This window comes from Microthrixaceae bacterium (genome assembly GCA_023957975.1).
In the GTDB taxonomy this organism is placed as follows: Bacteria; Actinomycetota; Acidimicrobiia; order Acidimicrobiales; family Microtrichaceae; genus JAMLGM01.
This window is the reverse complement of the sequence record JAMLGM010000010.1, coordinates 140,050-155,640: the sequence shown is the minus strand read 5'-3', so window position 1 is coordinate 155,640 and position 15,591 is coordinate 140,050. Positions and strand designations below refer to the sequence as shown.

The 15,591-nt window shown below is 66.0% G+C and carries 15 protein-coding genes and 1 tRNA gene; 8 read left to right on the top strand and 8 right to left on the bottom strand.

Translation table 11 applies throughout. From position 1 onward, the window contains the following. Nucleotides 1–77 precede the first annotated feature (77 nt). A complete protein-coding gene (locus M9952_14340; GenBank protein MCO5314101.1) occupies nt 78–980 on the top strand; it encodes an SDR family oxidoreductase in 903 nt (300 codons plus the stop codon). Between the two features lie 97 nt (nt 981–1,077). Here M9952_14340 and M9952_14335 read toward each other — a convergent pair whose 3' ends face one another. Together M9952_14335 and M9952_14330 are read right to left on the bottom strand one after the other, a co-directional pair. Then, nucleotides 1,078–2,124, bottom strand: coding sequence for an alpha/beta hydrolase (locus M9952_14335; protein ID MCO5314100.1), 1,047 nt, complete (start codon nt 2,122–2,124; stop codon nt 1,078–1,080). A gap of 98 nt (nt 2,125–2,222) precedes the next feature. Continuing rightward, nucleotides 2,223–3,191: an alpha/beta hydrolase gene (locus M9952_14330; protein ID MCO5314099.1), complete on the bottom strand. Its 969-nt coding sequence runs from the start codon at nt 3,189–3,191 to the stop codon at nt 2,223–2,225. Nucleotides 3,192–3,371: 180 nt separating this feature from the next. Between M9952_14330 and M9952_14325 the strand changes: the two genes are divergently transcribed. Continuing rightward, nucleotides 3,372–3,653, top strand: coding sequence for a type II toxin-antitoxin system prevent-host-death family antitoxin (locus M9952_14325; GenBank protein ID MCO5314098.1), 282 nt, complete (start codon nt 3,372–3,374; stop codon nt 3,651–3,653). Then, nucleotides 3,650–4,066 carry a type II toxin-antitoxin system VapC family toxin gene (locus M9952_14320; GenBank protein MCO5314097.1) on the top strand — a complete coding sequence of 139 codons (417 nt, stop codon included), beginning with the start codon at nt 3,650–3,652 and terminating at the stop codon, nt 4,064–4,066. The genes M9952_14325 and M9952_14320 overlap by 4 nt, the downstream gene beginning before the upstream one ends. Nucleotides 4,067–4,408: 342 nt before the next feature. Here the strand turns inward: M9952_14320 and M9952_14315 are convergent, their stop codons facing one another. The 3 genes from M9952_14315 to M9952_14305 all read right to left on the bottom strand — a co-directional run bounded on the left by M9952_14315 (nt 4,409) and on the right by M9952_14305 (nt 6,649). After that, nucleotides 4,409–5,794 carry an Ig-like domain-containing protein gene (locus M9952_14315; protein ID MCO5314096.1) on the bottom strand — a complete coding sequence of 462 codons (1,386 nt, stop codon included), beginning with the start codon at nt 5,792–5,794 and terminating at the stop codon, nt 4,409–4,411. Between the two features lie 226 nt (nt 5,795–6,020). Further along, nucleotides 6,021–6,407 carry a type II toxin-antitoxin system VapC family toxin gene (locus M9952_14310; protein MCO5314095.1) on the bottom strand — a complete coding sequence of 129 codons (387 nt, stop codon included), beginning with the start codon at nt 6,405–6,407 and terminating at the stop codon, nt 6,021–6,023. Further along, nucleotides 6,404–6,649 carry a type II toxin-antitoxin system VapB family antitoxin gene (locus M9952_14305; GenBank protein ID MCO5314094.1) on the bottom strand — a complete coding sequence of 82 codons (246 nt, stop codon included), beginning with the start codon at nt 6,647–6,649 and terminating at the stop codon, nt 6,404–6,406. The genes M9952_14310 and M9952_14305 overlap by 4 nt, the downstream gene beginning before the upstream one ends. Before the next feature lie 147 nt (nt 6,650–6,796). Between M9952_14305 and M9952_14300 the strand changes: the two genes are divergently transcribed. The 5 genes from M9952_14300 (at nt 6,797) to M9952_14280 (ending at nt 11,051) form a co-directional block, all read left to right on the top strand. Further along, nucleotides 6,797–7,216: a PadR family transcriptional regulator gene (locus M9952_14300; protein ID MCO5314093.1), complete on the top strand. Its 420-nt coding sequence runs from the start codon at nt 6,797–6,799 to the stop codon at nt 7,214–7,216. Continuing rightward, on the top strand, nt 7,213–8,193 hold the full coding sequence (locus M9952_14295) for a hypothetical protein (GenBank protein MCO5314092.1): 981 nt from the start codon (nt 7,213–7,215) through the stop codon (nt 8,191–8,193). Before M9952_14300 ends, M9952_14295 begins: the two co-directional genes overlap by 4 nt. A 584-nt stretch (nt 8,194–8,777) precedes the next feature. Further along, on the top strand, nt 8,778–9,464 hold the full coding sequence (locus M9952_14290) for a hypothetical protein (GenBank protein MCO5314091.1): 687 nt from the start codon (nt 8,778–8,780) through the stop codon (nt 9,462–9,464). Beyond that, the gene (locus M9952_14285; GenBank protein MCO5314090.1) at nt 9,461–10,255 is read left to right on the top strand and encodes a hypothetical protein; all 795 of its coding nucleotides are present in this window, start codon (nt 9,461–9,463) and stop codon (nt 10,253–10,255) included. Before M9952_14290 ends, M9952_14285 begins: the two co-directional genes overlap by 4 nt. A gap of 178 nt (nt 10,256–10,433) precedes the next feature. Then, nucleotides 10,434–11,051: a site-specific integrase gene (locus M9952_14280; protein ID MCO5314089.1), complete on the top strand. Its 618-nt coding sequence runs from the start codon at nt 10,434–10,436 to the stop codon at nt 11,049–11,051. A 49-nt stretch (nt 11,052–11,100) separates the two neighbouring features. On the opposite strand, the gene M9952_14275 is transcribed toward M9952_14280, so the two are convergent. The 3 genes from M9952_14275 to M9952_14265 form a co-directional block, all read right to left on the bottom strand. Further along, nucleotides 11,101–13,599: an ATP-binding protein gene (locus tag M9952_14275; protein ID MCO5314088.1), complete on the bottom strand. Its 2,499-nt coding sequence runs from the start codon at nt 13,597–13,599 to the stop codon at nt 11,101–11,103. A 189-nt stretch (nt 13,600–13,788) separates the two neighbouring features. Continuing rightward, a tRNA-Leu gene (locus M9952_14270) sits at nt 13,789–13,875 on the bottom strand. 84 nt (nt 13,876–13,959) lie between these two features. After that, nucleotides 13,960–15,540, bottom strand: coding sequence for an ABC transporter substrate-binding protein (locus tag M9952_14265; GenBank protein MCO5314087.1), 1,581 nt, complete (start codon nt 15,538–15,540; stop codon nt 13,960–13,962). Between the last annotated feature and the right edge of the window lie 51 nt (nt 15,541–15,591).

Below are 15,591 nucleotides of genomic sequence, written 5' to 3'. Positions count from 1 at the left end.
ATCATACCTGGTACAGTCCTCAAGGTACTTGACTTAGGCAACTAATGGCCCGACCGGTCGACCCGGAGGAAGCGCCAATGCACACCTCACGCCTTCGCTGCCGTGATCGCGTAGCGCTCGTAACGGGAGCATCCCAGGGTGGCACCGGCACCGCAATCGCCCGCCGACTCGCAGCCGAGGGCGCCACCGTCGCCATCGTGGCGCGCAGCGCGGACGGCCTCGCTACGACCAGACGCCTCATCGAGGACGACGGCGGGCGGGCCCTGCCCTTCGTTGTCGACCTCGCCGATCCCGACGGCGGCCGCAACCACCTCGTCGACACAGTCACCGAACAGATCGGCCCCGTCGACATCCTGGTCAACAACGCAGCGGCGAATGGCTATCGACCCTTCGACGAGTGGACCGACCGCCAGATCGACATCAACCACCAGGTCAACGTCTTGGCCCCGTGGCGCCTGATGGCCGACGTCGCGCCCACGATGCGCGCCCGTGGCGAGGGCTGGATCGTCAACGTGACGAGTTTCGCCGCCCAGCATCCCCCCGGCCCCCCGTTTCCGACCACCCGGGTGGCGTTGCAGGGAGCGGGCTACGGAACGACCAAGGCCGCACTCAACCGGTTGACGACCTCCGTCGCCGCCGAACTCGCCCCCTTTGGCATCGCCGTCAATGCCCTGGCACCCCAGGCGGCGATCGCCACCCCTCACCTCGTCGCGTCCGGCGCGGTCCCAGCGGACCGCTTCGAACCGCTCGAGACCATGGCCGAGGCGGCATTGGCACTCGCGACCGCCGACCCCGCCACGCTGAGCGGGCAGATCACACGAAGCATCGAGTTGCTGATCGCCCTCGGCCGAAACGTCCGCCAGCTCGACGGGACCGGAAGTGTGGACGGCTGGGGGCAGGTGGAGATGGCGTCGTTCGTCGACCATCAACGCTCGATCCTGGAGTCCAACGGGTGGAGCGATCCGTTCGGTACGACCTGAACGAGTGGTCGAGGTCCGGGTCGTCGAGGTCCGGGTTGCGGCAGCGTCGTTGCGGCAGCGTGGCCGCAACCCGGCCGCAACCCGGCGTCACCCGGCGTCAGCCGCGCAGGACCTGTGCGAGCGCCGCTTGGAATTCGTCGGGTCGTTCCACCATGGCGCTGTGGCCACAATCGAGTTCGACTTCGCGATAGGAACCGCCGGCCGCGGCGTAGTCGTCGAGCACCGCCCGGGTCTGGGTCACCATCGGCTGGGGTGGGCAGGCATCCTCGCCCGGCCAACCGGGTACGACGTCCATGCGGCCCAGCGTCGCCAGATCGAACATCGAGGCGTCCGACACGATGACGTCCTTGGACCCGTGCACCCACAGGATCGGCGGCTTCGGGGAGACCCCGACGATCCCGGACACGTCGTGGACGCCCGGCACCATCGTGTTCAGCACGCCTCGGGTTCCCGGTGCGAACCCCGGCCAATTCTCCGAACCGGTCGCGTCGCCCGGGTAGTTGTCGTCACCGACCTTGGTGGTGAGCATCGAGTCGAGGAACGTCTCTTCGAGCGGCGACCGGAACTCGTTGGCGAAATACGCACCGTTGAGCACGTTGCGCGGCGACGTCGGCGAATCGTCACCTCGGTCGCCTGCAGCGAGCGCCGCCACGAAGTCGGGGTTCGCACTGCCGCCGCCGGCTCCGGCGCCATCGGCGGTCACCGGTTCCCCCGATGCCCCCTTCGTGCCACCGAACCCGTAGGGGGAAACGGGGCTGACCAGGGTCAGGCTTGCGACCATTTCGGGTCGTTCGAGCAGGATGCGCATGACGATGCCGCCGCCCATGCTCCAACCGACGAAATGGGCTCGGTCGATGTCGAGGGTGTCGAGCAGCGAGTACAGGTCGTCGGCGAAGTCGCCGAGCCCACGCGTCGCATCCACCGGTGCGGTCTCGGATTCGCCAAACCCGCGAAGGTCCGGTGCGATGCCCCGGAATCCGTCGGGAAGGGCCAGGATCGATTCCTGCCAGAACAACGACGAACTCACGTTTCCGTGCACGAACACGACCGGTTCACCGTCGTGGCGTTCGTCGACCAGCACCGCCGTGCGCAGACGCGGGGTCGCCACGTGATCGATCTTCAGCCCGGCCAACAGCTCACTCATGACAATCTCCTCGTCGCCGACTCAACGAGTCGGTGCGACGGATCTTACGCGGTGTCCCTGGCAGCCGCCGGGCACCGGTTCGGTTCAACGGGTTCGGTTCACTGAGAAGACGGATCCCAGGTTGCCTCGCCCGTGCGCAGGAACCGGGCGATGACCTCATAGGTCGTGGCGACTTCGTCGGGAACGAGGTGTTCGAAGAAGAGGTACGCATGGATCATTCCGGGGGCGACGATCAGCTGGGCCCGTGCGCCGGCCTCGATCAAGCGGGCGACATATCGCTCGGCTTCGGAGAGCAGCGGGTCGTATTCGGCCGCGATCACGAGGGTGTCGGGATGATCGGCGCAAACGGGCCCGAACAGCGGCGACACCGCGGCGCGGTCGGTTCCGGGCGGCAGGTAGTTGTCGAAGTACCACTCGACCCGATCGGATTCGAGGAAGTAGCCCTCGGCGAATTGGCGAACCGACGCACCGCTCAGCGTGTAGTCGAGACTCGGATACAGCAACACTTGGCGTTCGATCGGCGAGGCCCACTCCCCTGCGGCGACGCGCATCGCAATCGATGCGACCTTGGCGGCGCCGCCCGAATCGGCCACCGCATGGACCCGGCCGGTGTGGGCCACGCCCGCCAGCACCTCCTCGAGCTGCGAAACCACGTGGTAGGTGTCGGTGAGGCCGCCGGGAAACGGGGTCTCGGGTGAGCGTCGATAGTCCACCGACACGACGACCATGCCGGTTGCCGCGGCGGTGCGTCGGGCCGAGAAGTCGTAGACGTCGAGGTCGCCGGCCATGTGTCCGCCGCCGTGCACGAACACGATGACGTCGGACGGCTCCTCCGGTCGGGGCACATACACCCGCACCGGCACCTCGACCGCACCCGAATCGGAGGAATAGCCGATCCGAGCCTCGAAGATTCGAGCAACCGGTGTGGAGGGTTCGGCGAATCGGTTCAGGCTCGCCAGCGCCTCACGGGCCGACGCCGCGGTTGGCTCGACGCCCTCGTCGCGGCTCTTGGCCACGAGCACATTCAACTCGTCAAGGTAGGCAGCAAAGGCCGGATGCAGCGTCAACGCAGACCTCCGAATCGGTGGGTAGGTGCTGGCCGGAGACTAGGGGTCGAGTGAGCGGGCCGGCGTGTGGAGCTCGACGAGTTGAACGAGTTGAACGAGCTGAACGTCTCGAAACCACCCCGCACCGGGTCCAGGCCCCGATGACATCGATGTTCGTCGCACGGGTGCTACACTCATCCCATGGCGACCCAAGAATCTGAGATACCGCGTTTGTCACAAAGGGAACTGCGCAACGAGTCTGGGCGTGTGCTCCGCGAGGTGGGCGAAGGCCAATCGTTCATACTCACCAACAACGGAGTGCCGGTCGGCAAGCTTTCTCCGCTTGATGCGCCAACACCAACGTTGAAGATTGTCCGCCCATCGAAGCGCAGCGGTGGCTGGGCCGACCTGCGCATCGTGCGAAAACAAGCAACGCAACCACTCAACGTAACCATCGACGAAATGCGGGAGGACCGGCTGTGAGCGACCCTGTCGTCGTCTACGTCGATACGTCTGCGCTTGGGGCCCTCCTCGTCGAAGAGCCGCACAGCAACGCGCTGACGACATGGCTGGATGAAACCTCAGCGACGCTGGTTTCAAGCGACCTCCTGGAGACCGAACTGCGGCGCCTTGCTGTACGAGAACATGTCGACCACGCCGATGTCACCCAACTGCTCGATGGCGTGTCGCTTGCCGCGCTCGACCGTGCCGTCTACCGCAACGCCGGATTTCTCCCAATGCCATACCTTCGGACCCTTGATGCGCTTCACCTCGAGGCGGCCAACCGGCTCGACGTCCACGCGGTGCTCACCTACGACCGCCGGTTGCAAGAATCTGCGAGAGAACTCGGCTTTGGCGTCATCGCTCCCGGGGCCGAGCCGGTGCGACCCCACTGACATTTGATGGAACGTCAGCCCGCCAGGCGCGCACCGTCAGATCCCAGGTGAGAGGCTCCGCGGTCCTATCGAGACTCGGGGCAGCGAACGAAACGCTGCATCACAGGACCGATGCGATATCGGTCTGCGTGAAATCGGATCCCTTGAACAACAGAGGAACTCCGGCGAGGGACGCCGTTGCGTAGGCAGAACCGCTCGCCCCACCACTCACCCCACAGCTCGTTCGCAGGTGACGTGACCACGCGTCCGCCTGTGTCCGCTGAAACGGCGACCGCCACGAAAGGGCCGATGCTTCGGGCTGTCCACCAGACCGCCCCGACACGAACGCTTCGAGCGCTTGAATCATGACTTTGGTTCCATCTCGACCTTGCGTCGAGCGACCACGACGAGCGCCGAGCCGATGATCAGCATCACCGCGGCGACGGCCAGCGGGGTGTTCGACGATCCGGTGAAGGCGAGAACCGAGGTTCCGCCACGACGAGTGGCGTTTCCGAGGTAATCGACAGGAGCGTCTGAGGCTCCACGGACTCCGGTGGGAGCCGTTGTAGGGGCGGTCAGACCGTCGGCAGTGGTCGTGGTCTCCGGCACCGTCGTCGATGTCGTGGTGGTCGTGGTCTCCGGCACCGTCGTCGAGGTCGTGGTGGTCGTGTTACCTGAACCAGCGCCGGCCGAACCAGAGCCATTATTGCCAGCGTCGCCGTCGCCCGAACCAGCGTCGCCCGAACCATCGCCGCTGGCGTTCTGGTTGCGGACGCGAGCGTCGTCGACCTCGGCCTCGAGTGCGTTGATCTGAACCGACGCCTCGTTGGTGAAGAACTCTCCGGCGTAGCCAGCGATCGGCGCGCCGAGGACCCAGACTTCCACCATCTGGTCTGCCGCAATGTTGGTGACTTCGAGGTGGAGTTCGGTAGGCGTGCAGTAACTGCCAGCGGGGAAGTTGCCCGTCGAGTTGCGCCAGGTGGTCTGGTTGTAGGGGGACTGCAGGAAGCCCGAACCGCCGCCAACGGTGGTGCCGCGTCGAACGATGACCTCCTCGCAGTTGAACGTGAAGCCATTCGCTGCGGTTGCTTTGTCGTGGATGGTGACGACGTTGCCACCCTGATCCACGCCGAGGTCGCGAGGGGCGGGCGTGGCGATGACCCACCGGACCTGGCCGTTGCCTGCATCCCACCCGTGCTTGGTAGCGATGGTGTGGTCGATGTAGCAGTTGACCGTACAGGTCGGCACGACGCCGACTTCGAGCGGCACCTGAACGCCCCCTGCGTCGAAGTACACGGTCTTGGTTTCGGTCGCGGTTGTCGCTTCGGTCCACTGGGTGAAGAACCGGCAGGTTCCGTTGACGTTGTTTCGTCCGTTCACATAGGCGGTGAGCGTGAACTCGACGGTCCTGCCATCGGGTGCAACAACCGCCGTGGCGACAGGCTCGGTGCCGGTCGGGTCCATCAGCGAGAAGGTGAGAGCGCCCCGCCAATCGAGCTGGGCTGGAAGCGTCAGGCTGAAGGTGTCGCCGGAGACAGCATCGTCGGGGACGGCCCAGGTGCAGTTCACCTCGACCGATGATGTCTTCTGAACGTTGGTCGTTGAGGTGGTCAGCGTCCAGGAGGAGTCGATGGCGGCTGCACTTGCCGGAATTGCCGAGAGTCCAAGACCGACGACAGCGGTGAGCAGGACCACGGGAACCATCGCCAAGATGGCGCAGAGGCGGTTGAGATGGGATCGGATAACCATGGCAAACCAGTCGGCTCCACACCGATCCTCGGTGAGTGGGTGATTGTTCACGCGAAGGTGGCGTATTCACTCATCAATGCGTGGGGATATCACCCTGGCCGGTTCGCTGGCTCGCCGGTTCGAGTGTTGTACATCAGGGGCGCGATATCGCGCCCCTGATGTACAACACTCGCCCGAATCAGGTCGGAATCAGCCCCAGAACCGGGACTGAATCACAACGCAGGTATCACAGGACCGATGCGATATCGGTCTGTGTGAAATCGGACCCCTTGAACAGCAGCGGGACTCCGGCGAGGGACGCCGTTGCGTAGGCGAAGCAGTCGCCCAGATTCAGTCCGGCACGATGGCGTCCTTTGCCGAACCGTTGCCAGGCCTCGAAGGCCACCCGGGTGTGATCGAGGTCAAACGGGGTGATCTCGATTGCCGCATCGACGAGGAGTTGCAGATCCCGTGTCGCATCAGGCCCCTGACGCGCCTCGACGACGATCGAGGCCTCCAGCAGGGTGGCCGCTGACATGATCGATGGGTTCTGTTGGATCTGAGCCAACATCGACTCCGCCTCGTCCTCGCCGAGCACGACAGCCACCACCGCTGAGGTATCGACGGCGATCAACGAGGTAGCCCTTCGCTGTCGTAACCGAGGATCTCCTCGATCGGCCGGGGATCGAGGATCGCTCGTGAGCGCCCACGTTCGATGATGTCGGTGAGATCCGGTGATGTCCGGGCTCGCCGGCGCACCGTGTCGAGCCGCTCGGTGACCGCTCGGCGGGTTGCCTCGGTGATCGACTCGCCGGTGAGCGCGGCGAGCTCTCGCACGAGTCGGTCTGTCTCCGGGTCTTTGATGTTGAGCGCCATACGGAGAATTTTAGACGCGGTCCTCCCGTTCAGGAAGATATCCACCCTGGTATCTTCCTATGGACGTGCCAAATGCCGTGGCGATTGAGTTTCGATCGGCAAAGCCACTTGAACTATACCGTGTGTCACACGGTATAGTGCGTTGGCATGGCAAGCCGTGCCGACAGCGACGCACGAGGGCCGCACCTCCAAGAACTCCGCCGCGGCACCGTGGTACTGGCCTGCCTGGCGGCACTGCGATCGCCCCGCTACGGCTACCGGCTGATCGAGGACCTGGCCGCCGTCGGGATCGTCGTTGGAGGCGACACCCTGTATCCCCTGCTGCGCCGGCTCGAAAGCCAAGGCCTGTTGACAAGCGAGTGGAACACCGACGAGGCCCGGCCCCGCAAGTTCTACGTGACGACGCCCGAGGGCATCGCCATGTTCGAGGTCCTGCTGGCCGAGTGGCGCAACCTCGACCGCTCGATCGATGCCGTCGTGGCGAACACCAGCACCCACGACGATCCCCATGACGACGGTCCCCATGACGACGGTCCCGACCGCAACCCGGAGGCGAGCGACCTGTGAGCACCCTGACCGACAGATACGTATGGGCCGTCGTGCGGCTCCTACCCGAGGAGCAACGGCCAGAGATCGACCGCGAGCTCCACGAGCTCATCGCCGAGATGGCCGACGCCCGCCAGGACGCGGCCCCGACGCTCGACCCCGATGAGGTCGAACACGCCGTGCTGACCGAGTTGGGGGATCCGAGCCGAATCGCGTCCCGCTACGTCGAACAGCCCCGCGCCCTGGTCAGCCACGAGGTGTTCCCCGAGTACCTTCGCGTCCTCAAGTTGGTCGCCTTCATTGCGGTGCCGATCGTGACCACAATCGCCGTGATCGGCGAGGCGTTCGCCGACGACCCCAGCGCCTTCGGCTTCATCGGCGCTGTGCTGGGCGCGGTATTCAGCACCGGCATCCAGGTCGCCTTCTGGGTCACGCTCGTCTACGCCTTCGCCGACCGATGGAAGAGCTCGTGGACCACCGACGACCTCCCCGACCTACCCTCACCCACGCAAGCCAAGGGGTTCGACGTCAGCGACGCCGTGTTCGGCATCGTCATGACCGTCCTGGTTGGGGTGGCACTGGTGTGGCAGCACGCACGACCCCTCCTGCGCGACGGAGGCGAGGGCGTGCCGCTGCTGCATCCCGACATCTGGAACGGGCCGGGTCAGGTGCTGCTCGCGATCCTCGCCGCATCGGCCATCGTGCAGGCGATCGCACTGGCTAGGCGCCGCTGGACCTTCCCGCTCGCCTGGGTGAACCTGACGGTCAACCTCACGTCGTTGGCAGTGATCGCGTGGCTGGCGCTCGACGAGCGCCTCTTCAACACCCGATTCTTCGAGCTCGTCGCCGAACGGGCCGAATGGGACTGGACCCCGACGATCAACCAATGGGTCCTGATCGCGGTCGCCGCAGCCATCGAAGCCTGGGACAGCTTCGAGGCGTTTCGCAACGCCCGCCGCAACGCCCACAGCAACGCCGCGGTCGCTCCGCCGCCATAGGTTCGACGCTCCGCACTCTTGGTGTCAGTTCAACGCTTCGGAATCGGCTAGCGCTCAGCCTAATTCAGGCGCTCCTGACCCGGATGTGGGTGGGGGGACTTGAACGCCGCCATCAGCGGTGACTAGCCGTACCAGTGCGTCCCCATCCGTGCAGGTCAGAGCCGGTTTTCGTCTGGGCCTTGTGGCAGCCCGTATCGCTGAGAACCGCCGTTTGTCATCACGTTTGATGACAAGTCTGATGACAGCCGTCGAGGCGTGTCGGAGTTGGGAGCCGGGCATCACGGTCGACACGGCCACCGCCCAACCGGATCGCTTTGGGACCAGGGTTCCAGCCTCGCCTTTGATGGCGGATGTCGGAGTGGAGACTCCAGCGCTCACCAACGACACGGCCCGGTCCACCCGAAAACCCTTCTGAGGAGCAGTTCTCCAACGGGAGGCCGGCCGACCTCGGCGCGATGTCATCACGATGTCATCACTCGCCAGGTCGTCCGTAGGCAACGTAAAGCCGTCCCGTCTAAGCGCTGCCATAAGACTTCCTATAAGTGTTCCTTGCCTTGGTCGGAGAAGGCTTATACCCTGGTGTCATGCCGCAGACGGTCGTGTCGAAGAACGTGGTGCGCCGCTGGGGTGCGGGCACCGCTGCGGTGGTCCGGCTCATGGTGGCGTCCTACCCCCCGATGACGGGGGTCGCCATCGCTGCTGCTGCGGGGGTGACCCAACCGCGGGCCTCACAGATCCTGAAGCAGCTCGCGGAGCTGGACGCTGTGTCCGCCACTCCCGATGGCTACGTCGGCGACCCGGCGAAGCTGCTCGATCTCTACCGAGCGAGGACTCGGCCTCACCTCGTCGAGCCGGAGTCGTACTGGTACAGCACCCGCCCGCTCGCCGAGCAGGCCAGCCGTGTACAGGCGCTCGCGGCCAAACGAGAGGCAGCGATCGCGTTTTCCGCCGACCTCGCCCCGGACCTGCTCGCCCCGTGGCGTCACCCCACGATCACGATCGCCTACGTCGCTGACCAACTGCCCGCCACCGAGGCCGGGTTCGTCCCCGCTGAGGGTCGCGCTGATGCCAGCCTCATCTTGCGATGGGCCGACGACCATCGGCTCCTCTCCCCTGCCCCACCCTGGGTGGACGAGGTCGACGGCTACTCCATGACCGACCCGTGCCAGCAATGGTGGGACCTGCTCGACCTCGGCGGCGAAGACCGAGCCGAAGCCGCCGACCGACTACGCACGGCCATCGTCGCCCGAACCCTGCCGAGGCCCCGATGACCGGCCGACGAGTCGTCCTCGCCAGCCTCTCGGCCGCAATGGACGGCGGGTTCACCGCCGTCGCCGACGTGTCGTCGGCCATGGCGGCCACCGGGATGGCCGAACACCATCGCCTCATCGGCGGTGTAGCGGTCATGCTCCACGTACAGCGGCTCGGACTCGACCTGCCGCTCCGAGCCACCGGTGACGCGGACTTCGGTGTCCCGCCTCACCTTCTCCGAGGCCCGGAGCTCGTCGCAGCGATTGAAGCCCTGGGCTACCGGAAGGTGGCCGGCAACCGGTGGGAGCGTCCCGTCGACGACCGCCGTGTCGCCTCTGTTGATCTGCTCATCCCGACGTACCGATCCCGCTCCCGTGGCACCGTCAGGGTCGGGTCGATCGTGACCAGCGAGGTCCCCGGCCTCGCCGAAGCGTTCCAACGGCCCGCTGTGAACGTGGGAATCGACCTGCGCCTGACCGATGGTGAGACGTTGTCGACCACCGTTTCCCTTCCCGACGCTGTCGGGATGCTGGCGCTCAAGGCGCTGGTCCGCACGGTCCGCACCGAGGACCGAGACGTCGAGGACCTCTGGCGATGCCTGGAGGTCGCGGCGGCCGAGGGAGTCGAGCCGGCGACGTTCGAGTCGAGCAAGCCGCTCGAAGAAGTCCGGGCCGCTCTCTGGAGGGAGCTCGGTCCGAACGGGACCGCGCTCAACGCACTGACCACCGGGCTCCAAGCCGACCCAGCAGCGCGACTCCGGACTAGGCTGCGCGCCCTCCTCACCGAGACGGTCGGACCTACTCCGGCCTGAGCATCAAGCGGGTCTCGTGGAGCGCGGTTCACGTTCGGTGCGTGGCTCATCACCCTCTTCCATCGGCGGAACCCGGCTCCAGGAGCTGACGCCGATGGACCTCAACACCCTCTACCGCAAGCTCCTCGACCCCTAACGACGGGCACCGGGCACGCCGGCCCGCCAGCACGACCAGGCCGTGCTCGACCTCATCGTGGAGCTCGAGGGCGACGGCCACACGTGGCAGCAGGTCGCCGATGCAGTCGGCGAGGCGTTCCTCGCCGCGGCCGACATCACTCGCGACGCCGTGGCTGCCACTCCCCCGCCCATCGCCTCGACCCGGCGAGGGCGGCCAACCACTTGGACTTGCGAGCAACTCGGCAGGTTCCTCGACTTCGTCGCCGACAGCCCCTACCTGCCGGCCTGGCTCCACCTCGCCGCCTCTGGTTCACGCCGCGGCGAGGTGTTCGGGCTCAAGTGGACCGAGGTCGACCTCGACAACGCCTGGATCTTCTGCCGGGCCGACGGCACGCGGTTCCACCCCGAACGGTTCAGCCGCGAGTTCCTCCGCAAGCAGTACGCCCACAACAAGGCCCACCCTGGTCAGCCCCTACCGAGGCTCAAGCTCCACGGCCTCCGCCACACCTGGGCCACCCTCGCCCTGGAGGAAGGTATCGACATCCACGTCGTCAGCGACCGCCTCGGCCACAGCAGCACCCACATCACCAGCGAGATCTACACCCAGGTCCGCCGTCCCCTGCAGTCCGACGCCGCCGATCGCGTCGCGGCGCGGATCTTCAATCGTCGAGCCGGATGATGGAGCAAGGACGCGACCTCCCAGCTGAGCTACCGACGACTCCCTCTCCTCATCCGACGGCCTCCTCAGGCTGGGACGCGCTGCCGTCGTGGTTCCCCGATGCTTTCGGGCCCGCCTTCGCCTTGCGACTGGCCTTCTCGGGGGTCGTCGAAACGTCGTCCTCATGGGCGGCTGGCTCGTCGGCGTCCACGCCAGCGCGCTCGTCGTCCGCTTCGGTCTCCTCCTCGGAGGCGACCACCCCGGCGTACTTCATGGCCGCGAGCTTCCGCGCAACGTCTTCGAAGGCCTCGACTGGAGACGTGAGGTCCCGATGAAGCTGGTGGTGATTCTGCATGATCCGGACCTGGGTGCGTACAGCTTCAGCCTCATCGGAACTGTCAAGCAAGACGTCGACGCTTCGCAGCAAGACCCGCAGTTCGCCTCGGGTGGCGCCGTGGAGGTGGTCCTTGAGGAAGGTCTTGATCTCGCGGTCGACCCGCCGCCCGACGCCCGTCCGAGAGCGTTCGAGGACCGCGGCAGACGTGAGCTCGCTCAGGTGCAGAAAGAGCTGACGGAAGTTCTCTCGCACCATCTCGGAGTCATGTAGATCGTCTTCGACTACGTCGACGACATGCCGGGCCATGCCGACCTTGTCCAAGTGCAGCGCCGAGCCGGCGGCGGAAACGGCCAGCTGAGCAGCATCCAGGATGCTGATGTCTTCAGTGGTGAGGTACGACTTGAGATCGTCCACCGCCGGCACGGCCACCCCGGGAAGCCCGATCTCCTCGGCGAACCGCGCGGCCGCTTCCAGCATCACGGCTGGCGTCACCAGATCCTCGATGTCCTTGGGTCCACCAAAGCGGTCACAGCTGACCGCCGGGAGCTTGGCAGCTGAGATCGTGGTCACGTACTTCTCGTCAACGATCGGCTTCCCGTAGGCCTCCTGCAGAGCGGTGGCGGCTTCGAGGCCAGCCCGATCGCCGTCTAGGAGGACGACGATGGCGGGCTGCTCCTTCTTGCTTCGGCCCCGGACCAGGAACACGGTGTATGGGACCTGGCTCGCGCACCCTGCGTCCATGAGCGTGACCTGGTTCAGGTCGATCGCTTCGTCGCCAGTTGCCCCCCGACGGATCGCATCGCTGGACATCCCGGCCAAGTACACCTGGTCCGATGGCCCCTCCACGGTGAGGTTGCAGTTCCCGATGAACGCCGTCTCAGCGCGGAAGCCACCGAACGCGGACCGGAGCGGTTCGAAATGGTTCCGGGAGACGTCGCGAACGACGCGGGTGCCTTCGTCGCCGACGCCCTTGTCGAGAACACGGACCCGGTAGGCGCGGTTCTTGTCGATGAGGAAGGGCGAGTGAGTGACGAAGACGACCTGCCGACTCGAGCCGGGGTCGCGGTCGATGAAGTGCTGGAACAGTCGAAGCAGGTCTTGTTGGCCCTGATTCGATAGGAAGGCGTCGGGCTCGTCCATCAGCAGGAGCGTCGCTGGGTCGTCGATGCCCACGTGGCGCAGGTACTGGACGAGGTAGGACAGGAAGTAGCGAAGGCCGTCGCTGCGCTCGCTGAACTCATATTCGCTGGCAGTGCGGTCCTTGATCGTGAAGACGAGGTCGAAGTCCTTGGACTGGACAAGGAACTCGAACTCCTCGTCCTGGCTCCACCAGCGGCGCAAGTTCAGTGCAGCGGAGAGCTGTCGGTTGATCGACGCGACGAGGCCAGATACGAAGCCTTCCCGCTGCTCGGTGACGGCCCGCTGCAGCTGCGTGAAGGTTGACGGGTCGACCCCACCGACAGTGACCAGCAAGTCGTAGGCAAGCTCCCACTGTGCGAGTTCCTCAGCCGTGGCGGCCGCAGCGGTTCCGTTCGGAAGGTGGGGTTCAATGTCGGAGCCCTTGAGCTGGGCGGTTCCGACGAGGCCGCGAAGCCCGCCAAGCTTCGCGAAGAACTCGGGGACGACGGTGACTCGGGCCCTGCGGTTGACGACATCACCTTCGGTCCCGGTCTCGTCGGCGTGCCGCACAAGGAAGTCGAGAGGGACGGTGTTGGGCAGCGAGTTCTTCGGGTGGATGCGGAACGACTTCGGGAGGAGCGTGGTGATCGCCGGGTCATCACTGGCTCGGTCGATCGGGGCGGAATCGGGACCGAGATAGATGCGGACTTGGCCGGGCTGCTCGCGAAACACGAACACCCGCCGCGGTACCAGCGCGTCGAACGCGGCAGAGAGCGAGGATTGTTCGGATTCATCGAGCACGAGCTCCAACCCGAAGTGGGGGCTCTTGAGCTTGTCATCGACCGTGAAGAACTGGGAGTACCGGCAGAACGCGTCGGGACCTGCAACTTCGGCACCCAGGGCGCACTCGATCGCATAGAGCAGCTGGGACTTCCCGGACTCGTTCGCGCCCACGACGGAGGTCACCTCAGGGTCGAGGGGGATCTTGACGTAGGGGAAGAACATCCCCTCGTAGTCGTCCCAGGGGTTCGGGTCCGCGTTGTCCTTGTTCTTCCGGAGGAAGTTGAAATTGAAGGCCCGGTAGAACCGGACGTATACAGCGGCGACCTTCATCGGAGCTTCACACCTTCCTCGGACACGCAGCGCGCCCGCGCTGCCGAGTCAGTGCAAGCGTACCGAGGTGGTGTGACAAATCACATAGATGTAGTTCGCCGCTGATGACGAATCAATGACAAGGGACCGATTCGACCCGACTGACCGCCGCTGAAAACTGCGCCGACCAGGGCGTTTGCCCTGGTCAACTGGTGTCGGAGGGGGGACTTGAACCCCCACACCCTTACGGGCACCAGATCCTTAGTCTGGCGCGTCTGCCAATTCCGCCACTCCGACGTGGTGGGGCCTCGATGAGGCGACCGACATCATAGCGCGGCCCGCTCGACGAGCGAAACCACCGGAACCAGTCCCCCGATGCGTTTACCGCTCAACGCGAATCGCCGCGAGATCGAACGGCGTGGCAGCCAACCGTTCGTCGGCTCCACCGACCCCGAATGACAACCGAGACGACACCGTCCACACGTCACCGATCGTTCCCAACGGCACGAGCGCACCCGCGTCGACCGCCGCCCGAAGCGCTGCCGAGTACGACTGACGGCGCTGTGAGGTCTCGGCCGATGACCGAGCGGCAGCCAACAACTCGTCCACGACAGCAGCGCTGAATCCGGCGACGTTCTCCGCTCCCCCGGTTCCGACCAGCGCCGTCAACGCCAGCCCACCTGACGCCTGGAGCCCGGGCACGGCGAACACGATCACGTCGGCCCCACCGGCGAGCGACTCCCCCATCGACGACACCGTGTGGTCCACCCGACGAACCGCAACTCCGGCCTCGGACAACACCGACACCACCCGATCGCCGACCGCACGCGTCGCCGACCCCGGCCCGATGTGCACTTCCAACGGCACCCCAGCCAGCGCCCCCATCACCGCAGTGTCGCCCGCCGGCGTCAACGACGACACGTCGATCCCCACCAGCAACGACTCCCAAAGTGACCCCGCCGCCCCGCCGGCCGACAATGCCGCTGCCACTCCAGCACGGACCGCGGGATCGGCGAACGCCCCGTTCGATCCGAGCGCGGCAACGACGGTCGCTCCAACCGCCTCGACTTCAGCACGGTCGCCCCCGACGGACCCGTCAGCATCAGCTTCGTCAGCATCAGCTTCACCAGCATCGGCTTCGACGAGGTCGACGTCGCCGGCCTCGTACGCGGTCCACGCCTCCTCGGCACTGCCGAACTCGACGAATTCCACCTGCCGCACGGCATCCGAGTCGCCATCACGAGCCTCCAGACGGACCACCGGCGACTCTCCGACGACTCTCGTTCCGGCGAACGGACCCGAGTTCGCAACGCCGCCATCGAGCAGGTCCAACCCATCAGCCGGCTCACCCGAAATCACCGCGGCGGGCACGATGCCGTAGGCCACTCCAGCCAGCGCGGCCGGCAGCTCGTAGTTCGGCGATGCCAATGTCACCACCACCGTGTCATCGTCCTCAACCGAGATCGCGGCCTCCCCCGAGACGTCCCCCACGAGATCGGCCACCCGAGCCCCCGCCAGACGTTCCGAGCGCAACCCCAGCGCCCGCTCGAGGGTCGCACGGGCATCCTGTGCGGAGATCGGTGTCCCGTCTGACCACGTCCGCGTCGGGTCGATCGTGAAGCGCCACGTCGCCCCATCGGCCGAATCCCACGAACTCGCGACCGCCGGCACCACCGACCCGTCGTCGTCCACCGAGGTCAGGCCGTCGGTCAGCGCGTCGACCAGCATCACCGAGGCCGAATCGGTCGCCGCCACCGCAAGCGGATCGCTCACCAACTCCCCGACGTGGCCGATCCGAACGACCCCATGTCCCGCGGTCGTCCCGGGCGAGGCACCGTCACCGAAACCAACCTCATCGGCACCCGCCTGCTGCCCGGCCGAGCACCCCGACGCCACGATCGCCACCACTGCAGCGAACGCCGAGAGCCATGCGGTAGCGGTTGCCCTCGTGGTGTTCCCCATGACGGGAAGTGTCGGCACCGATGCTCATCAGCTGTAGAACCGGCGAAACCC